The organism is Streptomyces sp. NPDC001880, from assembly GCF_053594575.1.
Genome location: NZ_JBSFET010000052.1, coordinates 19,587 through 43,374, shown reverse-complemented (window position 1 = coordinate 43,374; position 23,788 = coordinate 19,587). Strand labels below are relative to the sequence as shown.

The 23,788-nt window shown below is 68.4% G+C and carries 23 protein-coding genes and 1 pseudogene; 12 read left to right on the top strand and 12 right to left on the bottom strand.

The genetic code is table 11. The features are described 5' to 3' along the window. The first annotated feature begins 108 nt into the window (after positions 1 to 108). The 7 genes from ACWCQ6_RS24535 (at position 109) to ACWCQ6_RS24505 (ending at position 6,957) form a co-directional block, all read left to right on the top strand. Positions 109 to 1,110, top strand: a complete 1,002-nt coding sequence (locus ACWCQ6_RS24535; protein WP_451092530.1) for an ABC transporter permease — start codon at positions 109 to 111, stop codon at positions 1,108 to 1,110. Beyond that, positions 1,107 to 2,207, top strand: coding sequence for an ABC transporter ATP-binding protein (locus ACWCQ6_RS24530; protein WP_451092528.1), 1,101 nt, complete (start codon positions 1,107 to 1,109; stop codon positions 2,205 to 2,207). The genes ACWCQ6_RS24535 and ACWCQ6_RS24530 overlap by 4 nt, the downstream gene beginning before the upstream one ends. Positions 2,208 to 2,242: 35 nt before the next feature. After that, positions 2,243 to 3,547 carry a dipeptide ABC transporter ATP-binding protein gene (locus ACWCQ6_RS24525; protein WP_451092536.1) on the top strand — a complete coding sequence of 435 codons (1,305 nt, stop codon included), beginning with the start codon at positions 2,243 to 2,245 and terminating at the stop codon, positions 3,545 to 3,547. 18 nt (positions 3,548 to 3,565) lie between these two features. After that, positions 3,566 to 4,237, top strand: coding sequence for a trimeric intracellular cation channel family protein (locus ACWCQ6_RS24520; RefSeq protein ID WP_451092526.1), 672 nt, complete (start codon positions 3,566 to 3,568; stop codon positions 4,235 to 4,237). Positions 4,238 to 4,379: 142 nt separating this feature from the next. Then, complete coding sequence (locus tag ACWCQ6_RS24515) at positions 4,380 to 5,270, top strand: thioesterase family protein (protein ID WP_451092524.1); 891 nt, start codon at positions 4,380 to 4,382, stop codon at positions 5,268 to 5,270. Between the two features lie 65 nt (positions 5,271 to 5,335). Then, on the top strand, positions 5,336 to 5,680 hold the full coding sequence (locus tag ACWCQ6_RS24510; RefSeq protein ID WP_451092522.1) for a helix-turn-helix domain-containing protein: 345 nt from the start codon (positions 5,336 to 5,338) through the stop codon (positions 5,678 to 5,680). A gap of 107 nt (positions 5,681 to 5,787) precedes the next feature. Continuing rightward, on the top strand, positions 5,788 to 6,957 hold the full coding sequence (locus ACWCQ6_RS24505; RefSeq protein WP_451092520.1) for a cysteine desulfurase family protein: 1,170 nt from the start codon (positions 5,788 to 5,790) through the stop codon (positions 6,955 to 6,957). Positions 6,958 to 7,070: 113 nt separating this feature from the next. Here ACWCQ6_RS24505 and ACWCQ6_RS24500 read toward each other — a convergent pair whose 3' ends face one another. Continuing rightward, positions 7,071 to 7,772, bottom strand: coding sequence for an N-acetylmuramoyl-L-alanine amidase (locus ACWCQ6_RS24500; protein ID WP_451092534.1), 702 nt, complete (start codon positions 7,770 to 7,772; stop codon positions 7,071 to 7,073). Positions 7,773 to 7,833: 61 nt separating this feature from the next. Here ACWCQ6_RS24500 and mnmA point away from each other — a divergent pair, with 61 nt between their 5' ends. Then, positions 7,834 to 8,970: a tRNA 2-thiouridine(34) synthase MnmA gene (gene mnmA, locus ACWCQ6_RS24495; protein ID WP_451092518.1), complete on the top strand. Its 1,137-nt coding sequence runs from the start codon at positions 7,834 to 7,836 to the stop codon at positions 8,968 to 8,970. A gap of 1,269 nt (positions 8,971 to 10,239) precedes the next feature. On the opposite strand, the gene ACWCQ6_RS24490 is transcribed toward mnmA, so the two are convergent. From ACWCQ6_RS24490 to ACWCQ6_RS24450, 9 genes and pseudogenes are all read right to left on the bottom strand, one after another. After that, positions 10,240 to 10,572 carry a hypothetical protein gene (locus tag ACWCQ6_RS24490; RefSeq protein ID WP_451092516.1) on the bottom strand — a complete coding sequence of 111 codons (333 nt, stop codon included), beginning with the start codon at positions 10,570 to 10,572 and terminating at the stop codon, positions 10,240 to 10,242. Between the two features lie 35 nt (positions 10,573 to 10,607). Continuing rightward, positions 10,608 to 10,937, bottom strand: a complete 330-nt coding sequence (locus ACWCQ6_RS24485) for a polymorphic toxin type 30 domain-containing protein (protein WP_451092514.1) — start codon at positions 10,935 to 10,937, stop codon at positions 10,608 to 10,610. Positions 10,938 to 11,023: 86 nt separating this feature from the next. Then, positions 11,024 to 11,884, bottom strand: a pseudogene (locus ACWCQ6_RS24480) (RHS repeat-associated core domain-containing protein); the annotation flags it as partial. Positions 11,885 to 11,886: 2 nt separating this feature from the next. Continuing rightward, a complete protein-coding gene (locus tag ACWCQ6_RS24475) occupies positions 11,887 to 12,219 on the bottom strand; it encodes a hypothetical protein (RefSeq protein WP_451092512.1) in 333 nt (110 codons plus the stop codon). Further along, on the bottom strand, positions 12,209 to 16,978 hold the full coding sequence (locus tag ACWCQ6_RS24470) for a putative T7SS-secreted protein (RefSeq protein ID WP_451092510.1): 4,770 nt from the start codon (positions 16,976 to 16,978) through the stop codon (positions 12,209 to 12,211). The genes ACWCQ6_RS24475 and ACWCQ6_RS24470 overlap by 11 nt, the downstream gene beginning before the upstream one ends. Continuing rightward, positions 16,978 to 17,625, bottom strand: coding sequence for a hypothetical protein (locus tag ACWCQ6_RS24465; protein ID WP_451092508.1), 648 nt, complete (start codon positions 17,623 to 17,625; stop codon positions 16,978 to 16,980). Before ACWCQ6_RS24465 ends, ACWCQ6_RS24470 begins: the two co-directional genes overlap by 1 nt. Then, entirely contained in the window at positions 17,622 to 18,116 is a 495-nt protein-coding gene (locus ACWCQ6_RS24460; RefSeq protein ID WP_451092506.1) for an SseB family protein, read from the bottom strand. The genes ACWCQ6_RS24465 and ACWCQ6_RS24460 overlap by 4 nt, the downstream gene beginning before the upstream one ends. A gap of 103 nt (positions 18,117 to 18,219) precedes the next feature. Continuing rightward, complete coding sequence (locus tag ACWCQ6_RS24455) at positions 18,220 to 18,414, bottom strand: DUF397 domain-containing protein (protein WP_451092504.1); 195 nt, start codon at positions 18,412 to 18,414, stop codon at positions 18,220 to 18,222. Between the two features lie 11 nt (positions 18,415 to 18,425). Continuing rightward, positions 18,426 to 19,280: a helix-turn-helix domain-containing protein gene (locus tag ACWCQ6_RS24450; protein ID WP_451092502.1), complete on the bottom strand. Its 855-nt coding sequence runs from the start codon at positions 19,278 to 19,280 to the stop codon at positions 18,426 to 18,428. 281 nt (positions 19,281 to 19,561) lie between these two features. Here ACWCQ6_RS24450 and ACWCQ6_RS24445 point away from each other — a divergent pair, with 281 nt between their 5' ends. After that, complete coding sequence (locus ACWCQ6_RS24445) at positions 19,562 to 20,029, top strand: ATP-binding protein (protein ID WP_451092500.1); 468 nt, start codon at positions 19,562 to 19,564, stop codon at positions 20,027 to 20,029. 77 nt (positions 20,030 to 20,106) lie between these two features. Here the strand turns inward: ACWCQ6_RS24445 and ACWCQ6_RS24440 are convergent, their stop codons facing one another. Next, on the bottom strand, positions 20,107 to 20,907 hold the full coding sequence (locus tag ACWCQ6_RS24440) for an alpha/beta fold hydrolase (RefSeq protein WP_451092498.1): 801 nt from the start codon (positions 20,905 to 20,907) through the stop codon (positions 20,107 to 20,109). A 94-nt stretch (positions 20,908 to 21,001) separates the two neighbouring features. After that, entirely contained in the window at positions 21,002 to 21,337 is a 336-nt protein-coding gene (locus tag ACWCQ6_RS24435) for a DUF427 domain-containing protein (RefSeq protein ID WP_451092496.1), read from the bottom strand. Positions 21,338 to 21,425: 88 nt separating this feature from the next. On the opposite strand from ACWCQ6_RS24435, the gene ACWCQ6_RS24430 reads away from it, so the two are divergent. The 3 genes from ACWCQ6_RS24430 to ACWCQ6_RS24420 are packed head-to-tail and all read left to right on the top strand — an operon-like array spanning position 21,426 to position 23,758. Beyond that, the gene (locus ACWCQ6_RS24430; protein WP_451092494.1) at positions 21,426 to 21,965 is read left to right on the top strand and encodes an LOG family protein; all 540 of its coding nucleotides are present in this window, start codon (positions 21,426 to 21,428) and stop codon (positions 21,963 to 21,965) included. Positions 21,966 to 21,993: 28 nt separating this feature from the next. After that, entirely contained in the window at positions 21,994 to 22,683 is a 690-nt protein-coding gene (locus ACWCQ6_RS24425; RefSeq protein WP_451092492.1) for an SDR family oxidoreductase, read from the top strand. Positions 22,684 to 22,732: 49 nt separating this feature from the next. Next, positions 22,733 to 23,758 carry a methionine synthase gene (locus ACWCQ6_RS24420; protein WP_451092490.1) on the top strand — a complete coding sequence of 342 codons (1,026 nt, stop codon included), beginning with the start codon at positions 22,733 to 22,735 and terminating at the stop codon, positions 23,756 to 23,758. Positions 23,759 to 23,788 lie beyond the last annotated feature (30 nt).

Below are 23,788 nucleotides of genomic sequence, written 5' to 3'. Positions count from 1 at the left end.
TGTATCACCCGCCCAACCGGGGCTTTAAATAAAAACACACGCGGGGGGGGGGGGGGGGGGCCGGCCCCCCCCCCGGGGGGCCCCCCCCCCCCCCCCGGGCCGCGCACAGTGCTTGCTTATCTCATCCGGCGCCTGTTCGCCGTAGTCATCATGGTGCTCGTCGTACTGCTCGCGACGTTCACCATCTTCTTCATGCTGCCCAAGTGGGCGGGTCAGGACGTCGCCGTCCTCTTCGCCGGCAAGGCCACCGGTGCCGAGCAGCTCCAGGGCATCCGGATCAAACTGGGTCTCGACGACCCCCTTCTCGTCCAGTTCTGGGACTTCGTCAAGGGCATCCCGATGGGGCGCGACTACGCGAACGGTGACGATGTCACCCACTGCGCCGCTCCCTGCTTCGGTTACTCCTTCCGCACGGAGGTGCCGGTCTGGACCACGCTCAAGGACGCGCTGCCCGTCACTGGCGCGCTCGCCGCGGGCGCCTGCGTCCTGTGGCTCCTCGGCGGCGTCGCCACCGGTGTGGTCTCCGCGCTCCGCCGCGGCAGCATCTGGGACCGTGCCGCGATGACCACCGCGCTCGCCGGTGTCTCGCTGCCGATCTTCTTCACCGGCATGGTCGCCATGGGCCTGTTCGTCCACAACTTCGGCTGGGTGCACATCGCCGACAACCTCTCCACGGACGACAGCATCGGCACCTGGTTCCAGACCCTGATCCTGCCGTGGATCGTGCTCGCCTTCCTGAACGCGGCGATGTACGCCCGCCTCACCAGGGCCACCATGCTCGAAGTGCTCGGCGAGGACTACATCCGTACCGCCCGCTCCAAGGGACTGGGCGAGGGCACCGTCATCACCCGGCACGCCCTGCGTTCCGCGATGACGCCGATCCTCACCGTCTTCGGCCTCGACATCGGCGTGCTGCTCGGTGGTGCCGTCCTCACCGAGTCCACGTTCAACCTGCCCGGTCTCGGGCTCGCCGCGGTCCAGGCGATCAGCAACAAGGACCTGCCGGTGATTCTCGGCGTCACCCTGTTCGCGGCCCTCGCGATCGCCGTCGCCAACCTCGTCGTCGACATCATGTACGCCGTCATCGACCCGCGAGTGAGGCTGGGATGACCGAACTGCACAAGAGCGGTGCCGCGCTGGGAGAACCCTCGCCGGCCGGCTCGCCCGCTCCCACCGCCTTCCTCGAAGTGCGCGACCTCAGGGTGCACTTCCCGACCGACGACGGCCTGGTCAAGTCCGTCGACGGGCTCAACTTCCAGCTGGAGAAGGGCAAGACCCTCGGCATCGTCGGCGAGTCCGGCTCCGGCAAGTCGGTCACCTCGCTGGGCATCATGGGCCTGCACACCGCCGGCCAGTACGGCAAGCGCAAGGCCCAGGTCTCCGGCGAGATCTGGCTGGACGGCAAGGAGCTGCTCTCCGCCGACCCGGACGAGGTGCGCAAGCTGCGCGGCCGCGAGATGGCCATGATCTTCCAGGACCCGCTGTCCGCGCTGCACCCGTACTACACGATCGGCAAGCAGATCGTGGAGGCGTACCGGGTCCATCACGCCGTGGACAAGAAGACCGCTCGCAAGAGGGCGGTCGAGATGCTCGACCGGGTCGGCATCCCGCAGCCCGACAAGCGTGTCGACAGCTACCCGCACGAGTTCTCCGGCGGCATGCGCCAGCGCGCGATGATCGCCATGTCGCTGGTCAACAACCCCGAGCTGCTGATCGCCGACGAGCCGACGACCGCGCTGGACGTGACGGTCCAGGCGCAGATCCTCGACCTGATCCGGGACCTGCAGAAGGAGTTCGGCTCCGCGGTCATCGTCATCACCCACGACCTGGGCGTCGTCGCCGAGCTCGCCGACGACATCCTGGTGATGTACGGCGGGCGCTGCGTCGAGCGCGGACCGGCCGAGAAGGTGTTCTACGAGCCCCGGCACCCCTACACCTGGGGTCTGCTGGGCTCGATGCCGCGCCTCGACCGCGACCAGACCGACCGGCTCATCCCGGTCAAGGGTTCCCCGCCGTCGCTCATCAACATCCCTTCGGGCTGCGCCTTCAACCCGCGCTGCCCGTACGCGGACGTGCCCAAGGACGACGTGACCCGCACCGTACGGCCCGAGCTCCAGGAGGTCGGCAGCCGGCACTGGGCGGCCTGCCACATGTCGCCGGAGCAGCGGGAGCGTATCTGGACCGAAGAGATTGCGCCCAAGCTGTGAGCGAGGACAAGGCCGTGACGAGCGAGGACAAGGGCGTGGACGTTCCGGCGCAGAGGTCTGCCGGGAACGGCGCGCCGGCCGGTGACACCGCCTCCCGCGAGGTGCTGCTCAAGGTGACCGGGCTGCAGAAGCATTTCCCCATCAAGAAGGGGCTGCTGCAGCGCAACGCCGGGGCCGTGAAGGCCGTCGACGGGCTCGACTTCGAGGTGCGCTCGGGGGAGACCCTGGGCGTCGTCGGCGAGTCCGGCTGCGGGAAGTCGACGATGGGCCGGCTGATCACCCGGCTGCTCGAACCCACCGCGGGGAAGATCGAGTTCGAGGGCAAGGACATCACGCACCTCGGTGTGGGCGCCATGCGCCCGATGCGCCGGGACATGCAGATGATCTTCCAGGACCCGTACTCCTCGCTGAACCCGCGGCACACGATCGGCACGATCGTGGGCGCCCCCTTCAAGCTCCAGGGCGTCACGCCCGACGGCGGCGTGAAGAAGGAGGTGCAGCGGCTGCTGGAGGTCGTGGGCCTGAACCCCGAGCACTACAACCGCTACCCGCACGAGTTCTCCGGCGGTCAGCGCCAGCGCATCGGGATCGCCCGCGCCCTGGCGCTCAACCCGAAGCTGGTCGTGGCGGACGAGCCGGTGTCGGCGCTGGACGTCTCGATCCAGGCGCAGGTGGTGAACCTGCTCGACGACCTCCAGAGCGAGCTGGGCCTGACGTACGTGATCATCGCCCATGACCTCTCGGTCGTCCGGCACGTCTCGGACCGGATCGCGGTGATGTACCTCGGCAAGATCGTGGAGCTGGCCGACCGCGAGTCGCTCTACAAGGCGCCGATGCACCCGTACACCAAGGCGCTGCTCTCGGCGGTCCCGATCCCGGACCCGAAGCGCCGTTCTGCCAAGAGCGAGCGGATCCTGCTCAAGGGCGACGTGCCCTCGCCGATCTCGCCGCCCAGTGGCTGCCGCTTCCACACCCGGTGCTGGAAGGCGACGGAGGTCTGCAAGACGCAGGAGCCGCCGCTGGCCGCGCTGAAGACCGGGCACCAGGTGGCCTGCCACCACCCGGAGAATGCACCCGACCAGGTGCCGGGCGAGACGGTGACGGCGGCGGCGCGCGAGGCGATCGAGATCATCGAGGTGGGCAAGCCCCCGGCGGACGAGCCCGAGGCCACCGAGCCCGAGGCCGCTGAGCCCCCGGTGGACGAGGCTGGGGCTGCCGATTCCTCGGTGGACGAGCCTGGGGCTGCCGAGTTCTCGGTGGACGAGCCCGGGGCCGCCGAGCCCTCGGCGGACGGCTCCGCCGCCTCGACCGAAACGCCGGAGGACAGCCCGAAGGAGTAGTACCGGCACAATTGCCCGGTGCTCAACGAACTGTTCACGCCCTCCGTCCAGCATGCGCTCGACATCGTCGGAATCTTCGTCTTCGCGATCTCGGGCGCTCTGCTCGCCGTACGCAAGAACTTCGATGTCTTCGGCATCGCGGTGCTCGCCGAGGTGACCGCGCTGGGCGGAGGGCTGTTCCGTGACATCGTCATCGGGGCGGTCCCGCCCGCGGCGTTCACGGATCTCGGCTACTTCACCACCCCGCTCATTGCCGCCGCCCTGGTGTTCTTCCTGCATCCGCACGTCGAGCGGATCCAGGTGGGCGTCAACGTCTTCGACGCGGCGGGCCTCGGGCTGTTCTGCGTCACGGGCACGGTCAAGGCGTACGACTACGGCCTGGGCCTCACCGCGTCGGCGACCCTGGGGCTCGCCACCGCGGTCGGCGGCGGTGTGCTGCGTGACGTACTGGCCAACGAGGTGCCCTCGCTGCTGCGCTGGGACCGCGATCTGTACGCGGTGCCCGCCATCGTCGGCGCCACGACGACCGTCCTGTGCATCCGCTTCGAGATGCTCAACGCGCTCACCAGCGGCACCGCGGTGATCGTGGTCTTCGTGCTGCGGCTGCTGTCGATGCGCTACCACTGGCGGGCCCCGCGCGCCTACAACCGGAAGTCCGCGACGGCCGAGGAGAGCTCCGCGACCACCTGAGGCGGAGGCCGAGATCCCGGCGATCCGGGGCGGGGTGACGTCCCGGGGATCCGGGGCGGTGCTGCGGTCCCAGCGATCCGGTGCCGTGATCCACGTCAATAAAGCTACCGCTCAGTAATACGATCGGTGTACGGTGCGTCGCATGGCACAGGCAGCAGAGCAGGCAGTACAGCAGCCGGCGGCGCAGGCGGCACAGACCGGACCGGCGACCATCGGGAACAGCGAGTTCGACCGCGACACCGCCGTCACCCTTCGCGAAGAGGGCGTGTACGACGCCGAGCTCTCCGCCGGCTGGACGATCATCCAGGCCGTCAACGGCGGCTATCTGCTGGCCATGCTCGGCCGTGCGCTCGGCCAGGCCCTGCCGCACCCGGACCCCTTCTCCGTCTCCGCGCACTACCTCACCGCGTCCGTCCCCGGCCCCGCGGTGATCCGGACCCAGACCGTCCGCACCGGCCGCACACTCTCCACCGGCCAGGCGTCCCTCTTCCAGTACGCGCAGGACGGCACCGAGGTCGAGCGCATCCGGGTCATCGCCACCTACGGCGATCTGGACGGCCTCTCCGACGAGGTCCGCACCTCGGCGAAGCCGCCGGCCATCCCGCCGCGGGAGCACTGCCTCGGCCCGAGCGACAGCCCGGCCCCGATCCCCGGCAGCTCCGCGATCACCGAGCGGCTCGACATCAAGCTCGACCCGGCGACGATCGGCTGGGCCATCGGGCAGCCGTCCGGCAAGGGCGAGATGCGCGGCTGGTTCGGCCTCGCGGACGGCCGCGACGCCGACCCGCTCTCGCTGCTGCTCACCGTCGACGCGCTGCCGCCCACCTCGTTCGAGCTGGGCCTCAAGGGCTGGACGCCGACCATCGAGCTCACCACCCACATCCGCTGCCGCCCGGCCCCCGGCCCGCTGCGTGTCTCCATCACCACCCGCAACCTCGCGGGCGGCTTCCTGGAGGAGGACGCGGACGTCTGGGACAGCGCGGACCGCTTGGTGGCCCAGTCCCGCCAACTGGCGCGCGCACCGCGCTCCTGACGACCGGCGGCGCCAGGGCGAGGGGCGGAAGCAGAGGCAGCGGCGGCGGTGGGGGAGCCGGTGAGGTGAAATCCGGTCGGCTGCTCTCGATCCGCCTGCTGCTCCGGGCCCGCGGCCCGGTGCCCGCCACCGAGCTCGCCGAGCGCCTCGAAGTCTCCGTACGCACCATCCACCGGGGTATCGGGGCGCTCTCGGTCCACCGGGGCATCGAGGCGCTCGCCGTTCACCGGGGCATCGAGGCGCTCGCCGTTCACCGGGGTATCGAGGTGCTCCCCGTTCACCGGGGCATCGAGGCGTTCTCCGTCCGTTCCACCTCCCGCCGCGGCCGCGCCTGCCCGGGGCTCGCACTCGGCACCGCCGACCTCGTGGTGCCGGCCTTCCTGGTCACCGGCTCCGGCACCATCTCCTGATCTCCTGGAACTTCGCAGCCTGACCGGGGGTCGCGACCGGTGCGCGGGGACCGGGCCGCCATGCGCCCGCCGTACGCCCCGCCGGGGCTCGTAGAATCGAGCCCACCATGGCTTACCTCGACCACGCCGCGACCACGCCGATGCTTCCGGAAGCGATCGAGGCGATGACCGCCCAGCTCGCAGTCACCGGCAACGCGTCCTCACTGCACGCCGCCGGGCGCCGGGCCCGCCGCACCGTCGAGGAGTCGAGAGAGACCCTCGCCGATGCCCTCGGCGCACGCCCCAGCGAGGTGGTCTTCACCTCCGGCGGCACCGAGGCCGACAACCTCGCGGTGAAGGGCCTGTACTGGGCCCGCCGCGACGCCGACCCCCGCCGCACCCGGGTGCTGGCCAGCCCCGTCGAGCACCACGCGGTGCTGGACGCCGTCGACTGGCTCGCCGAGCACGAGGGCGCGAACGTCGAATACCTCCCCGTCGACCGGTACGGACGCGTCCACCCGGACGTCCTGCGCGAGGCGATCCTCCGCGACCCCGGCGATGTCGCGATGGTCACCGTGATGTGGGCCAACAACGAGGTCGGCACCGTCATGCCGGTACGCGAACTGGCCGATGTGGCCCGTGAGTTCGATGTGCCGATGCATGCGGACGCGGTGCAGGCCTTCGGGCAGCTGGAGGTCGACTTCGCCCGGTCCGGGCTGGCTGCGATGACGGTCAGTGCGCACAAGATCGGCGGGCCGTTCGGCATCGGTGCGCTGCTGCTCGGCCGCGAATACACCCCCGTGCCCGTGCTCCACGGCGGCGGCCAGGAGCGGCACGTCCGCTCGGGCACCCTCGATGTGCCCGCCATCGCCTCCTTCGCCCTCGCGGGGCGGCTGGCAGCCGACGGACGCGAGGAGTTCGCCCGCGAGATCGGCGGACTCCGCGACGGCCTGGTCGCGGCCGTGCGGGCCGCCGTGCCCGATGCCGTCCTCGGCGGCGACCCGGCTCCCGGCGGCCGGCTCCCGGCCAACGCCCACTTCACCTTCCCCGGCTGCGAGGGCGACTCCCTGCTCCTGCTGCTGGACGCGCAGGGCATCGAATGCTCCACCGGCTCCGCCTGCACCGCCGGGATCGCCCAGCCCAGCCACGTACTGCTGGCCACCGGCACCGACCCGGACCTGGCCCGCGGCACCCTGCGCTTCTCGCTCGGCCACACGTCCACCCAGCAGGACATCGACGAGGTGGCCCGCGCGATCGGACCGGCGGTGGAGCGGGCACGCACGGCGGGACTCAGCTGAATCCGGTGGACCCGGGCCCGTCCGGTGATTCCGGTGGCCCCGTGCCCCGCCAGTGACCGTACGGGCCCCGCGGTCGCTGCTTGTGCCCGGCGGTCATCGCTCGTGCCCGGCGGTCAGCCCTTGTGCCCGGCGGTCGCCCCTTTGCTCGCCGCCCGGACCAGCTTCAGATACCGGTCCCAGTCCCAGTGCTTGCCCGGATCGGTGTGGTCCGTGCCCGGCACCTCCACGTGCCCGATGATGTGCTCCCGGTCCACCGGTATCCCGTACCGCTCGCAGATCTCCGCAGTGAGCCGCGCCGAGGCCCCGTACATCGCCGCCGTGAAGTCCTGCGGCCGGTCCACGAAGCCCTCGTGCTCGATCCCCACACTGCGCTCGTTGTACGACCTGTTCCCCGCGTGGAACGCCACATCCAGCTCACGGATCATCTGCGTCACCTGGCCGTCCTTGCGCACCACGTAGTGCGCCGCCGCTCCGTGCCCCGGGTCCTGGAAGACCTTCACCGCGCTCCCGTAGCTGCCCTGGGTGACATGGATGACGACCCGGTCGATGGTGTAGTCGTCGGGGCGGTCGGCCTTCCGCCAGTTCGCCGACGAGGCCGATATCCACTGGGCCCGCGCGAAATCCACCTCGCCGGGCTTGCGGGGCTTCTCCACCCCGGGCAGCCGCCACCAGACATGCTCCAGCTGGTCCCGCGCCAGCAGGGCCGCGCCCGCGGCCGTGACCGCGGCGCCGATCAGCAGCCCGCGCCGACTGATGCCGTGCCCGGACTTCGCACCGCCGGAGCTCTTGGCGCCCGGTGTCCCCTTGGTCCCCATGTGATCCACAACGCATATCCGAGCGCGTTCGGTTCCCGGCGCCCCGTACTCTGGTGGAGCTATGACTGAGACTTCCCAGCGCCCCCTCCGTGTGCTCGCCGCCATGTCGGGCGGTGTCGACTCCGCCGTCGCCGCGGCCCGCGCCGCCGAGGCGGGCCACGACGTGACCGGTGTGCACCTCGCCCTCTCCGCCAACCCGCAGTCCTTCCGTACCGGAGCGCGCGGCTGTTGCACGATCGAGGACTCCCGCGACGCCCGCCGAGCGGCGGATGTGATCGGCATCCCGTTCTACGTCTGGGACCTGGCGGAACGCTTCCGCGAGGACGTCGTGGACGATTTCATCGCCGAGTACGAGGCGGGGCGCACCCCCAACCCGTGTCTGCGCTGCAACGAGAAGATCAAGTTCGCCGCGCTCCTCGACAAGGCCCTCGCGCTGGGCTTCGACGCGGTCTGCACCGGCCACTACGCCACCGTCGTCCGGGGCGAGGACGGCAGCCGCGAGCTGCACCGCGCCTCCGACATGGCCAAGGACCAGTCGTACGTCCTCGGCGTCCTGGACGAGAAGCAGCTCGCCCACGCGATGTTCCCGCTCGGCGACACCCTCACCACCAAGGACGAGATCCGCGCCGAGGCCGAGCGCCGCGGCCTCGCCGTCGCCAAGAAGCCCGACAGCCACGACATCTGCTTCATCGCCGACGGCGACACCCAGGGCTTCCTGGCGAGCCGGCTCGGCACCGCCGAGGGCGACATCGTCGACGAGTCGGGCACGAAGGTCGGCACCCACGAGGGCGCCTTCGGCTTCACCATCGGCCAGCGCAAGGGCCTGCGCATCGGCCACCCCGCCCCCGACGGCAAGCCGCGCTACGTCCTGGACATCTCCCCGGTCAACAACACGGTGACGGTCGGCCCGGTCGAGTCCCTGGACGTCACCGCCCTCACCGCCATCAAGCCCCGCTGGTGCGGCACCGCCCCGACCGGCCCCGGCACCTACACCGCCCAGCTCCGCGCCCACGGCGGCGAGACCGAGGTCACCGCCGAACTCGTCGACGGCACCCTGCACGTCACCTTCACCGAGCCGGTACGGGGCGTGGCCCCCGGCCAGGCGGTCGTCCTGTACGACGGCACCCGCGTGGTCGGCTCGGCGACGATCGCGACGACGGTGCGGCGGGAGAGGACGACGACGGCTACGTCCGGCTGACCCGCTGGCCTGCCCATGCTGATGAGGAGTTCCGCGGACGACGGTAGCGGGTGATGCTCCCGCGACCCGTAGCCCGCCAAGTCTGCGCTGCCTCTTCCCGCGCCCGGTCGAGCGATTCCTGGCTTCAGTCGGCACCGTCGTACGGCGACTGGGACCTGATCTCGTCCCAGCTCTTCTCCTTGACCTCGTCCTCGCTCAGATGCGGATTGCCGTTGACGGCGTTCACCGCGATCTCGAACGCGTCCTTGACGTACTGCTGTCACGCCCATTGATTTCACCGCCTACCTGCATGATTGCGGGCGGACACCATCCGTAGGCGGTGGGCGTACGTATTGTTTCCTCGCTGGGCACCGGCCGATGATTGGTCGGTGGCATGTTATTCAGGAGGATTTGGGGCCACGCGAGATCGACCCTCCAGGCGCCGGATAATGCTCTCGAAATCAACGAGAGCTTTCATGCAAAATTCTTGGTCTCCCGTGGTGATTTCGTGCGTAATATCGTTGAAATTACTATTACCCCTAATTTTGATTTCATTCGCGACTCGAGAGGGAGTGAGATACCAGTTCCTTTCGGATGTAACCAATGTCCAGTCGACTTGGGTAGGCGCGGCATCTACTTCATGTTCAATTATCTCCGCAACCCCCTCCTGTGGATCCTTGAATCGCCACGCGAGGAAAACAAGTTGCTGGTATCCGTGGAGCGGGTGTCGCTCTGAGGAGAGTTTGAACCAGGCGAGTTCACCGAGCTCGCCGAGAACCTGCATGGAGCGCCGTGCTAGTGATGGCATTCTGATTTCAATCCCGAGCTGATTTCACCACAGGGGACCCGAATACCCGCCATCCGAGATGACAAGCTTCTTCCCCGGATTCGTGAGCCGAATGGCGCGTTCGTAATCCCCGTAAGGGATGGGGTTGGCGCCCATTTCGGGATCGTAGACGTATCGTCCGTCGGTGCATACATCGTGGTACCTAATATCGGCAGAAATCTGCCCACCATTCTGTGGGGTCCTGATCTCGGGGGTGTCATTTGCTGTGGGTCCGAACGGAGAAGGGTCGCGGGCGGCAGAGTTCCGCCTCTGGGAGAGTAGGTATGCGTCCTTGTGATGATCTAATCAGGGGCAATTGATAGCCCAGGGGGAGTCGGATAGCTCCCATGTTGCCGTGCCACTTTCATTATTAGGGCCTGATGGGCCGTAACTCGTGGCTACATTTCCGAACCTGTCACGCATTCGGTCACGCTTGCAATCGTCCGGCCCAATGTGTACTCAGGTCAGAAATACTCGCCTGTCAGGTAGTCGAAGTGCTCTGCTTCCGACCCTCGTAGCGTGTCGCGCTGGATTTGCTGCAAGGGTGCGAGGTCATCGGCTTCAATGAATTCGGTTTCAGTAAGCTCGCTCAAGGCGTGCAATTCGCTTTCCCGGCAGTCTGATTCAGTTTCCAGTGCGGCGATGGAGGACAGTAGTGCAGAAATCACCCGCACCTCCCGGCGGCTGAAGGAGTTTAGCCAGTCGCAGACTGTTTCGGAGGTCTCCTCCCTGACTTCGGGGTCCGAGGAAGCCAGCCCGCGGACAATCAGGACGAGATTTTTATCGCCTACCGTCATGGTTCTTTTCCTTGCTAGCGGATTCTGGTGAATATTTAGAGTCCATTGAACTCATCCGGCCAAATTAAGTGAGTTGCTGCAGCAGCATCGGGGTCATAGCTTGGGCTCCTTGGGTTGTGCACATTCTTGTGGTAAAGATTCCCGAGCATGTCTTGGTATCTGCCCGAGATTTGAATTCTGTATACCTCATTCCATCGTGACGGTGAGTCCAAGGGGACATTAGCGCCTCTATCTGGGCCGTGGAACCTCAGCCACACTCTCCTTTCTTCGGAGTCCCTCCATATGTATTCCAGCCCGTACTGGGCACCCCCATCTGGATCTGGTTTGAGTTCACGGACCCTTGCATGGTCCGGAACCAGGCTCATCGGATCTCGACCTGTCATGTCCCAGGGGCCGGGGCCAGCTGGAGAATCTCCGGCTTTCTCTCCGGGATCAGGACCATGTGACGCTAGCCCCAGGGGTCGATCCCGCTGAACGGGTTTGGGACGTATGCCGCCGGGTTCGGGGCAGGCCTCAGCCCCAGAGGGTCGGAGCTAAGATAACGCGCCGTTTCTGGATCGTAGTGGCGGAAGTAGTTGTAGTGGAGATCGGTTTCTGGGTCGAAGTACTGGCCGGGGAAGCGAAGTGGCGTGTACGCGGTGCTGTCGGTGGCCCATGTTGTGGTGCCCCATAGTGTGCTGCGGGTGTGCCAGGCGAGGGCGCCCGACTCATCGAGTAGATCGGTCGGGCTGCCGATGAGGTCGGTGACGATGCTGAAGAAACGGTCGTCGATTTCGGTCCGAGGGGCGTCCGCGAGGGTGATGCGTTCGGTCTGGGTGAGGGGGCGCAGTCCGTCGTGGTCCCAGGTCAGGGTGATGGGGTTCGGAAGCTGAGGCGAGCGAGTTGTCTGCTCGCACAGCGTCGTGCCGTCCCAGACGAAGGTGGGTCTGTTCCACCACGGTTTCGTTGTCGGCAGCCAGCCGTTGTTTGGCGATTCGACGACCGAGTGGGTCGTATGCGTAGCGCCAGCGCGTGCCGTCAGGAGTAGTGACCGCCGTCAGCCGGTCTTCCGCGTCCCATTCGTAGCGCCAGGTGTCCGGTTTGCGGGAGAGGCGGGTCTTCTGGCGCAGGACGATGCGACCCTGGGCGTCGTGCTCGTAGCGGACGCGGCTGGCGCGGGTGAACCGTGTGCCTGTGTAAGTACGTTCGCCCGTGGCCTCGTGACCGGGATGGCCTACAGGCCACGCTCCTGTGTCTGGTTGCCCGCCTGGTCATAAGCGTAGGTCTCGGTCCAGTGCTTGCCGTCGACCGCAGTCACCCAGCCGACGGGGTCATTCAGTGCTGCGGTGCCGAGTTCAGGACATCGCGCTTGGCCAGCGTCTCCGCTCCGGCTCCTGTGAGCGTGACCTTGCCGGAGTGAACGGTGTCCAGCTGCTCGACCTGCTTGCCGTACCACTCAATGGCGGTCAGCAAGAACCCTGGCGTGGCCGTGCCCGGGCGGCCCACTGCGGAACCCGGGTGCTGGAACACCATGCCCAGCCGTGCCGTCCCCTCAACGCAGCGGACCACGCACACGGCCACGTCGTCTGCCGCGTCGGTAGCGCCCGGCGTCACGGACTCGATGGATTCGATGCTCAGGGCCGCCTTCTCCGGCACGTTATCCAGCACGTCGGTGTGCCTCCTCGACGAAGTGTGCGATCTGCTCGGGGGTGAGCTTGGGAACATCGTATTCAAGGAGCGGATCGATGTCCCCGTTGCCGATCTTGCGTGGCACGTGGATGCCCATCTCGGAGAGGATCTCCCGGGCTACCGCCGATGGCACCTGCGCGGATGCGCGGGACGACAGTTCCGCCGGACTCAGCTCGACCGGCCATTCGGCCTCCCGCGCGATGTACCCCTGGTGGACCGGGACCCCGTCCAGCGCGCCGCGCGGATAGATCTCGACGATGGCGTCGCCGAACCGCTCGGCCTGCGTCGCGAACACGCTGGCGACGCCGGGGTCGGACGAGGTTGGTGTGATGCCGTGCCGCTGCACACCGGGGCTGCCCTCGAAACCTGTGGTGGTTCCGCGGAACAGATGCGGAGGGCACGGTGACAGGCCGAGCGGGTCGGTCCAGGTGTGCGGATTCAGGACATACGTCGACGGGTTCGGCGCCGGGACGAGGCCGAGCGGGTCCGGGGTGAGGTATCGGGCCGCCTCCGGATCGTAATGCCGGAAGTAGTTGTAGTGCAGCCCTGTCTCAGGGTCGTAGTACTGGCCGGGGAAGCGCAGTGGCGTGTACGCGGTGCTGTCAGATGCCCATGTGGTGGTACCCCACAGGGTCCGGCGGCTGCGCCAGGCAATACCGCCTTGCTCGTCCACGAGTTCGCAGGGCGTGCCGACGAGGTCGGTGACGATGGCGAAGAAGCGTTCGTCGACCGTGGTCTGCGGGGTGTCGCCCGTGAGGATGCGTTCTGTCTGGGTCAGTGGGTGGTAGCCCTGGTGGTCCCAGGTGAGGACGATCGGATTGGGCAGGGTGTCCGTGCGGGTGAGCTGTTCGCACAGGGTTGTGCCGTCCCAGGTGAAGGACACTTCTTCCGTCACCGATTCGTTGTCGGCGGCGGACAGACGCTGTTTTGCGATGCGGCGGCCGAGTGGGTCGTAGAGGTAGCGCCAGCGGGTGCCGTCGGGTGTGGTGACGGAGGTCAGGCGATCTTCGGCATCCCATTCATAGCGCCAGGTGTCCGGTTTGCGGGAGAGGCGGGTCTTCTGGCGCAGGACGATGCGGCCCTGGGGGTCGTGCTCGTAGCGGACGTGGCCGGCGTCGGTGATGCGGGTGCCGGTGTAGGTGCGCGGTCCTGTCGCTTCCTGGCCGGGGTGAGTGGTGGGCCAGGAGGCGTGAATCTGGTTGCCCGCTTCATCGTACGCGTATGTCTCTGACCAGCCTGCCGCGCGGACGGCCGTGACGCGCCCTGCCGCATCCAGGTCGAAGCGGCGGTGGCCCGAGAGTTGGTCTTCGATGCCGATCAGGTTGCCGTCGGCGCGGTAGGTGAAGGTGCGGTGCTGCACGCTGTGGCCGTGGGCCGTTGTCTGCTGGCCGGTCAGGCGGCCCATGGTGTCGAAGTCGTGGGTCAGGTTGATCGTCTCGCCGACGTGGCGGGCGATCTCCCGTCCGGCGGCGTCGTGGGCGAATGACAGCGTGCGGCCCGCGGTGATGAGCGCGGTGCGTCGACCGGCGGCGTCGTACTGATATTCGCTCACCGCTCCGGACGGCGTCGTGCGGGAGACCTGTCGGCCGAGAGCGTCGTGGTTGTAGGTGAGCGTGCGGCCATTCACGGTCTCGGACCTGAGGCGCCCGTACCGGTCGCGCAGCCGGGTCAGGGTCGCGTCAGGGCCGGTGGCCACGGCGAGCTGGTCGAAGATGTCGTACTCGAACGTGGTGATCGCGCCGTCCGCGTCCTTGCGGAGGAGCCGACCCAGTTCGTTGTGCTCGTACCGGATGGTCTGGCCGAGGCCGTTGGTGCGGGCGGTCAGCCGCCCGACGCTGTCGTGCGTGTAGGTGAGCGTTCGGTCGTCGAAGTCTGTCTCGGAGGTGAGGCGGCCTGCTGCGTCGTACGTGTAACTCCAATTCAGGCCCTGCGGGTTGGTGACCAGGGTTAGGTTCAGGTTGGCGTCGTAGGTGAACTCGTGACGCACACCGTCCGGCCCTGTGCGCGCGGTCAGCAGATCGAAATCCGTGTACTCGAAGCTGCTGACCCTGCCCGTGGCGTCGGTATGGGACAGGCAGTTGCCTTCGCCGTCGTAGGACCAGGACTGTTCGGTGCCGTCCGGGGCGATACGCCGGGTGAGTCGTCCTTCGACTGTCCATTCCAGCCGGGTGGTCGCTCCCAGAGCGTCGACGAGGGCTGTCGGGCGGCCGAACGCGTCACGCTCCCAGCGCGTTGCCGCACCGAGCGGGTCGCTGATCTCCACCGGGAGCCCGGCCTGGTTGCTGCGTATGCGCGTGGTGTGGCCGAGGGGGTCGGTCACCGAGGTGAGATGGCCCGCTTCGCTGTAGGTGAACTGCGTGGTGACACGCGACGCGTCGGTGACCGAGGTGCGGTTGCCGCGCTCGTCGTAGGACTGGCGAACGACCATGCCGTCGGCACCCGTCACCTTGACCGGCAGGCCGAGAACGTTGTACTCGGCGGTGGACCGGCGGCCGTCCGCGCGGGTCACCGAGGTCAGGTGGCCCGCATGGTTGTACGTGCAGCGGGTGGTGTGCCCGAGCGCGTCGGTGTGCGAAAGCAGGCGGTTGTGGCGGTCGTACTCGCTTCGGGTGGTGGCTCCCAGGGGGGAGGTCTCGGCAACGACCTGGGCCCGTTCATTGATCACATAACGGGTGGTGTGGCCGAGCGCGTCGGTCACAGCGGCGGTGCGCAGGCCGTCTTCCGGGTCGGCGTCGTCGTACGCGAACGTCGCGTTCAGGTGTCCGTTGGCACCGGACTGGGCGATGCAGCGGTCGCGCTCGTCGTAGACGTAGTCGAAGCGGCTGCCATTGGTGTCGGTCCAGGACGTGATCCGGCCGTGTACGTCGTAATCGAAGCGCAGCGGGCGGCCCGAGGAGTTCGTGACTTCGGTGAGATGACCGCCGGTGTAGCCGTAGCGGAGGATCTCCTGATCCGTGCCGTCCGCCGCCCCTCCGACCAGGTGCAGGGCAGATATTCGGCCCTCGTGGGTGGTCAGCTTCAGCTGGTAGCCGCCGCTGTGGACGATGAAGGTCGGGGCGCCGGTAGCGTCGTACTCGAAGGCGATCCAGTTGCCGTTACGGTCGTCCAGCTGGGTGAGCAGCGCCAGATCGTCGCTGTGGGTGGTGAAGTGCCGGACCCGGCCGCTGTCCGGGTCGGTGACCGTGTAGTCCCCGTCGGTGGCACGGTCCAGTGGCCAGCGGCGGCCGTGGGTGGGCATCACTGGGACGCCCGGGGCGGGGTGCGGATAGGCGAGCAGGCTCCCGTCGTCGCAGACGAAGATCACGCCCTGGGAGTCGATCTCCAGGCGCTGGTCGACGGTGCTGGCCCAGGCCGGTCCGAACCAGCGGCCCGCGCGGTAGGACGACTCGAAGGACCGCTGGAAGATCAGGGGCAGAGACCCGGGCAGTGCGATGTCTGTCTGGGGCAGCACCATGTGGCCGGTGGCGACATCGACCGGGTCCTGCACGCACTTCTTGTCCTCGGGACCTCTCGACACTTCGTCCGGCTTCTCTTCGACACTGTGCCGTGCTGTCCCAGGACCGTCCGCCCTCGAAGGCGTGTGGTGTTTCAACCCACGCCCCGCTGCGGTTGCCGCACCGTCCTTCACTCCAACGCGAAGCAGGGACTTGCCTGCGCCGGCCCCCTTCGTGCCGATGAGTTCCGGTACCAGCCGACCGACGAACTCGCTGGGGTCCGCCTTCACCGACTCCCACGCGCCTTTCAGCGCCCGGTCGGGGTGGGCCGCGGTGGAAGCCAGCCCGGCCAGCGTCATGCTGACGCTCTTGTAGTACTCGGCCGGGTGCGTGAGGTTGTACGGGTCGCGCGGGTCGATCGAGCGGACGAAGTTCGTGATGCCGACGGCGCCCTTCACGACGCCGCCGGTGAAGTGCGTCGCCTCCACACCCTGCCCGACCGCGAAATCCGCAAGGTTGAACGTTGCCCGCTCGGTCGCGGACGGCAGCGGCGGCGCATGCTCCAGCGCCGCCGCGACCAGCTTCTGCGCCGTGCCGGCCGCTTCGTCGCGCTGACTGCGGGCATCGGCCAGGATCTCCTGCGCACGGTCCCGATGGGCCGTGCCGGGGTCCACGAACTCACCCGGCCGGGGCAGTGGGTCCTTGCTGCCGTACGCCTCCTTGTAGGCGTCGACCTGCTTGTTGTACGCGGTGACCGCCGACCGGGAGGCCTGCTCGCCCGCGCGATAGAGCTCGATTGCCTCCTGCGCCTTGCCCTGCGCCCACGTCACGGTCGTGGCATACGTCTCCAAAGCCCTGGCCGCCTCGTCGAAGGCGTCCGAGGCTCGCATCCAGTTGGTGGGGACGGTCGTGAACTTCTCCCGGAACGCGTCCGCCGCCACGCCCTTCCACCGGCTGGAGTCCAGGGCTTTCATGCCCCGGCTGACCAGGTCGAACGCACCCTTGAAGTCCCGTAGGTTCTGCACGCTCGCGCTGATCTTCGCCACGTTGCCGTGAATCAGCTCGTTCGCCTGCTCGCTCTGGCCGAGCTGCTGCTCACCGACCTTCGCGCCCAGAGAGGAAGCCGCACGGTCGCCCCAGTCCTCGACGATGTCCGCCATCGCGCTCTGGTTGATGTGCTCAAGCCCGTCGCCGACCTTGTCCGTCGCCCAGTCGACCCCCTCGCCGACCTTCCTCTTCCCCTCCTCCCAGCCGTCCTCCAGCTTGCCGAGACCCTTCTCCGCCCATGCACCCCAGTCCGGCATCAGCGATCCCCCCAATTCGGCTGTTGCGCCTGCCTGACGGCCTCGTCCGACGGGTCGAATGTCCTACGGGCCTGCTCGTCGGCCGCCTCACGCACCTCGGGCGAGATCACCCCGGAATTGCGCATCGAGTCGAGCATCCCGTCCTGCACGTCGTACCCCGTGTCCCGCCAGGTCTGCCCCACCTCCTCCCGCGCCCGGTCGAACGATTCCTGGCTCCAGTCGGCACCGTCGTACGGCGACTGGGACTTGATCTCGTCCCAGCTCTTCTCCTTGACCTCGTCCTCGCTCAGATGCGGATTGCCGTTGACGGCGTTCACCGCGATCTTGAACGTGTCCTTGACGTACTGCTCCTGCTCCTGCATCGCCCCCGCCGACAACCCCACCCCGGCCGCGAAACTGTTGCCCCATGCCATCAGCCCCCGCACGCCCCACTCCCACCGCTCGCAGAACGCCTCGAACCCCGCCGCGAGCCCCTCATGCCCCAACTCCAGCCCCGACAGGGCCAGAACCGAAAAGCTACGCCCCGCCGCCGCCTCGCCGATCAGTCCGAGGTCCTTCAACTCGCCGTGCGCCTTGTCGATCCCCTGCGCGATCAGTGCCAGCGCCTCCGGCGGAACCTCCAGATCCGGCTGCTGCCCCCCGCTCACGCCGACTCCCCGAGATCCACCGCGACCGCCTCCGGCACGACCCCCGCCACCGGCGGGAACAACATCCCGTCCTCGCTACCTGCGTCCAGCGCGACCCCCGCCGGTCCCGGCAGCATCGGCACCATTACATCGAGCAGCCGGGCACCCAGAATCGTCCGGTACGTCCACTCCCTGCCGGCGTCGCCCTGTGCGTAGGCAAACCGGGCCAGCGCCTCCTCGTCCGAGAACGCGCAGATCCACCGCACGCCGTTCCGATCTGCCGACCACAGACTCCCCGACGCGTCGAACGGGACCAGCACCGCCGTACGACGGAACTCGCCCAGCAACACCGCGAACTCCCGGCGTGCGGCAACCAGCGGATCGTTCGCGACATCGGGTCTCGACGTGGAAACCTCTGGAGCTTTCGGCGCTGGTGGTGTCACCGGACCGGCCAAGTCGGCCAGCCGTAGCGGTCGTTGTTGGTTCGATGCCGTGTCCCCACCTGTGGTCATGGGTGAGACCATCACATGCTCAAATTTTCGACTGCAATGCGATGCCGTCCACTGACCGAAAAGCGACGGATGCGGTCGAGCAACAGGCGCGGACGTCTCTCGTTCAGCCGAGGCCAGGGTCGCTGGCCTTCACTGCGAGCACAAGCGCACGGAGTGCGGCTCGGTTCGTCGTGACAATGTGCTCCGGGCTTTCGCTCTCGCGCATCGCGATCCCTGTGCCCTCTGCTGCGGCAACCTCGACGCAGTTGTTCCCTCCTGCGTCGGAGAACGACGACTTCTGCCAGTGCAGGCCGGACACGTGAGACACCTCTACAACTCTTCGAGGACCGAGCGGATGAAGTCCCTGGACTCGACGGGAGTCAACGCCACCTTTTCGACCATGTCCAGCCTGGTACGGAAGTTCGCCAGCTGCGTGGGGGAGTCGATGAAGACGGCTCCGGTGGGCGAGTCCAACTGCACCGTGTCCAGATGCTGATTGGGAGCCTCTGCGTACAGGACGGATGAGTCGCCGAGGAGCGGGAAACCGCCGGCTGCGAACGGGATGACGCGCAGCGTGACATTGGGGCGTTCACTTGCATCCAGCAGGTGCAGAAGCTGAGCGCGTGTGACACCGAGGCCTCCGATCTGCATCCTGATCGCGGCTTCGTGGATCACGCCGGTGTAGGGGATCGGCTGCTCTCCGGTGACCACTGACTGGCGGGCCAAGCGGTGCGCCACGCGTAGCTCGATTTCGAGGCGTGGCATGGCCGGGACGAAGAGTTCGAAAATCGCGCGTGCATGGTCCTCGGTATGAAAAAGGCCAGGAAGGTGTGCGATCTGGACGGTTCGTAGGCGCACGGCGTAGTGCTCAAGGGCCGATACGTCCAGAAAGCCTGGCGGGATCTTGCCCCGATACTCCTCCCACCAGCCTGACTTCCGTCCGCCGGTCAGCCCGGCAAGTGCGTCGATAAGGGAGGAGTCGTTGCACTCGTAGATGCTGGCGAGTCGACGCAGGCGCTCTTCGCTGATGCCGAAGCGGCCGGCTTCCACGTTGGAGATGACCGTGCGGTCAGTGCCCAGGAGATCGGCCGCTGCAGGGGCGGTCAGTCCTGCCCCTTCGCGTAGCCGCCGAAGCTCGATGCCGAATCGACGCTGCAGGATGGTTGGGGTTTGTCGCGGTGCCATGCGCCCTCTCCTTGGTTCGCGCACAGTGTGCCTATTCAGAGCACGACGTTCCACCGGGTGTGGGAAGTTAACTCTTCGGAGTGACTTGGTAGCACCGTTATGAGTTTTCCTCTTACTCTGTGATGCGTGCCACTCGCGCAGTCGATGACGGAAGCGCACCGATCCACCCCGCCCGCCCGGGAAGGAGGGGCCCGGACCGGCATTGCCACCGCCGTCCACACCGCAACCAGGTGTGGCGCACGTCCACTTGAGACCACTCGCACGCACCCCAGGAGGTGCCCGTGAGGACCGAAGAAACCCCCTACATCCCTGACGCCCACCAACACCCCGCCCCCATTCCCTTCGCCGAACCCTGGCAGTACGAACTCGCCTTCCCCTGCGACCCGCGTAGCCCCCGCATCGCGCGTACGACCCTCCGCGCCATCCTCGGCGCCCACGAGCTGACCGAACTCAGCTACCGCGCCGAGCTGTTGACGTCCGAGCTGACCACCAACTCCGTACGGCACACCAAGGGACCGGCCGCCGTGCGGCTTCAGTGGAGGCACCCGGTGCTCCGGATCAGTGTCTGGGACATGAGCCCGGACCTGCCCAAGCCATACGCCCCGCCCGTCGCCGCCCACGCCGAAGCCGGGCGGGGCATGGCCATCCTCGAACTCGTCGCGGACCGATGGGGCGGGTGCGCCATAGGGGAAGGGGCACTCGGGCCGGGCGGCAAGACCGTCTGGTTCGAGCTCGCGCTCGGTGTCTGAGCCGTCGCTCCGGCGGCGCCCCGCGCAGTCACGTCCGACCCCCGTACGGGCGGGACCGCGCGGAGCGGGTCTTGGGGTCAGGAAGCCTGACGCAGGGGTACAGACCTGGCAAAGAACTCCGTGAGGACCGGGGCCACCGCCTGCGGGGCCAGGTCGCGGGTCTGGCCCGTCAAGGTGCGGTGGCGGGCCCGGGGGAGTGCCTCCGCCAGGTCGCGGGTCGACAGACGTGCGCCGGTGGGGCTGGAGCCGCCGCAGATCACCAGGGTGCGGGCCGTGACGGAGGCGAACCGGGCGGCCGGGATCGCGCCGTTGCCGAGCAGCGCGTTGTCGTACGCGAGGGTGTGGGCCATCGCCACCAGGTCGTTCCACAGCGGGGCGCGGCGCATCCGGGCGATCATGTCGGCCGGCACGCCCGTCACGGAGAGGAACAGTTCCACGGCTCCCACGCGGTCCCCGGCGGACAGCAGCCGGTGCAGGCGCGAGGTGCAGCACGCCTTGTACCGCAGGCCCGCCGCGCTCGGCGTGTAGGGCGGTTCGTACACCGCCAGCAGGTCCACGGGGAGGCCTGCGGCCTGCGCCTCCAGGGCCAGTGCGCCGCCGGCTCCCGTGCCGAACACCGAGGCCCGGCCGCCCACCGCGGTGACCAGCGTGGCCAGGTCCTCGATCTCGCGTTCCACCGCGTACGGGCCGCTGTCGCCGCTGGAGCCGCGGCCGCGTCTGTCGTACGTGACGACGTGGAAGTGCGGCGCGAGCAGGCGCGCCAGCGGCGCCTCGGTCGCCGCCGTGCCCAGCGAGCCGCCCACCAGGATCACCGGCGGCCCTTCACCCCGGTGCCGGTACGCGATCACGGTGCCGTCGCGGGAGAGAATCTTGTCCATGCGAGGGTGGACCGCCGGGCGCGGGAAAACTCATCGCTCCCGCCGAAGTTTTTTGAAGTTCTTCGAAGTCGCCGGTCGGAGGCGTTCTTGACGGTCAGTCGTTGACTGTCTCGGTGTCGTAGAAGCAGAAGTGGTCCTTGATCGCGGCGACTTCGGGCTTCGGGTCCGGGTAGGACCACACGAGGTCCGTGGCGTCCGGCAGCGACCAGTAGGAGGCATCTCCCTTGAACGGGCAGTGGGTTCGGGTGTCCGAGGCCGTGAGAAGTTCCGTACGGATGTCCTCGGGCGGCAGGTAGTAGCGGACCGGGCAGCCCGTCTCGCGCAGGACGAGCGGGCGCCGGCTCTCGGCGAGCACCTGTCCGGCGCGGACCACCCGTACATGCTCGGTGCCGGGCTCGACCGTGATGCGGTGTCCTGGTGACGTAGTCATGCAAGGGTCAGCGGTTTCACGGGCCGATTTCTTCCCCTGTTCCTCCGCGGTGGCCGGTCGTGCCAGTGGTGGCCCTTACGGTTGCTCCATGAAGATCTGCGTATTCCTCTCAGCCGCCGACCTCGACGAGCGCTACACCCAGCCTGCCCGTGAATTCGCCGAGCTGATCGGCAAGGGCGGACACACCCTGGTCTGGGGCGGCTCGGAGAGCGGGCTGATGAAGGTCGTCGCCGACGGGGTGCAGAAGTCGGGCGGGCGGCTGGTGGGGGTGTCAGTGGACTTCCTGGCCGCGAAGGCGCGGGCCGATGCGGACGAGATGGTGATCGCGCGCGATCTCGCCGAGCGCAAGGCGCTGCTCCTGGAGAAGGCCGACGCGGTCGTGATCATGGTGGGCGGCACCGGGACGCTCGACGAGGCGACCGAGATCCTGGAGCTGAAGAAGCACGGCAAGCACGACAAGCCGGTCGTCCTGCTCAACACGGCGGGCTTCTACGACGGGCTGCGCCAGCAGTTCCAGCGCATGGAGGACGAGGGCTTCCTGCCCGTCCCGCTGGTCGACCTGGTGTTCTTCGCCAAGGACGGCGTGGGCGCCCTGGCCTACCTGGAGGAGTGGTCCGGCCTGCGGTGACGGGGCGCCGGGGTGCGATCATGAGGGCATGCCCACTCATGTCATCACCGGTGCCGGCTCCGGCATCGGAGCCGCTGTCACCCGCCGTCTTCTGGAGCGCGGTGACGAGACCGTGCTGCTGGCCCGCGACGCGGGCCGTGCCAAGGAGCTGGCCGGGATGTACCCCGGCGCCCGCACGCTCGTCGGTGATCTCGCCAATCCGGACCGGCTCTCGTGGGCGTTCGCCCAGCAGGCGATGCCGGAGCGGGTCGACTCGCTGCTGCACATCGCGGGCGTCGTGGAGCTCGGCAAGGTCGGTGACCTCACACCCAAGGCCTGGCACTTCCAGCTCAACGCCAACCTGGTCGCCCCCGCCGAGCTCACCCGGCTCCTGCTGCCGCAGCTGCGCGTCGCCCAGGGCCATGTGCTCTTCGTGAACTCGGGCGCCGGCCTCGCCGCGCACGCCGAGTGGAGCGCGTACGCCGCGAGCAAGCACGGCCTGAAGGCCCTCGCCGACTCGCTGCGCCACGAGGAGCACGCCAACGGCGTCCGGGTCACCTCCGTCTACCCGGGGCGCACCGCCAGCCCCATGCAGGCCAAGGTCCACCGGCAGGAGGGCAAGGAGTACGACCCCTCCCGCTGGATCGACCCGGAGTCGGTGGCCACCACGATCCTGATGGCGCTCGACCTGCCGCGTGACGCCGAGGTCAACGACCTCACGGTGCGCCCCGGGCGCTGACCCCCCGCGCGCCCGCCGGGGATCACGGGACAGCCCTTAGGCTTCCCGCGTGAGCGAGAAGAGCAAGTTCAGCGGTTGCCCGGCCAGTGGAATCGGGTCCATGCCCGGGGGAGACGCACGGGAGGCGGCGAAGACCGTCACCGGCTCCTTCGGGGGCGGCGAAGGTCTGCCGTACCTGGCGGAACTGCCCGCCCGCGGGCCCGGTGCGGACATGATCGGGCGGACCATCGGGCTGCTCGTCGACCTGTACGCGCATGTCGAGCCCAGTGGCTGGCGGATCAGCGACCGGCCCGGACGCGACACCCGGCGGGCCAGGTCCTGGCTCGGCGAGGACCTCGACGCCCTGGAGGAGTTCACCCAGGGGTACCAGGGACCGCTCAAGGTCCAGGCCGTCGGGCCCTGGACGCTGGCCGCCGCACTGGAACGCCGGGGCGGCGAGGCCGCGCTCGGCGACCCGGGGGCCTGCCGCGACCTGGCGGGCTCACTGGCGGAGGGACTGCGCGCCCATCTCGCGGAGGTACGCCGCAGGGTGCCCGGCGCCCAAGTGATTCTCCAGCTCGACGAGCCGTCGCTGACCGGCGTGCTGCGCGGGCGGATCAGGACGGCCAGCGGCTACCGCACCTACCGGGCCGTGGACCGCCAGGTCGTGGAGGGCACCCTGCGCGACGTCCTGGCGGCGGGCGGGGACGCGGCGACGCTCGTGCACAGCTGCGCGCCCGACGTACCGTTCGCGCTGCTGCGCCGGGCCGGGGCCGACGGCATCTCGTTCGACTTCTCGTTGCTCACCGAGCGTGAGGAGGACGCGATCGGGGAGGCCGTCGAGGCCGGCACCCAGCTCTTCCTCGGAGTGGTACCGGGCACCGACCCGGCCTCGGGCGGATTGTCGGACCCGGGCGGTAGCGTCATGGGTGTCAGGACGCTGTGGCGCAGGCTGGGGCTGAATCCGGGGACTCTTACGGAGTCCGTGGTGATCACCCCGTCGTGCGGGCTCGCGGGTGCCTCGCCCGCGTACGCGCGCGCCGCGCTCGCCCACTGCGCCCGGGCCGCGAGGTCGCTCGCAGACAACCCTGAGTAACGGGGCAACGGGTAACGGGAGGACGAGACG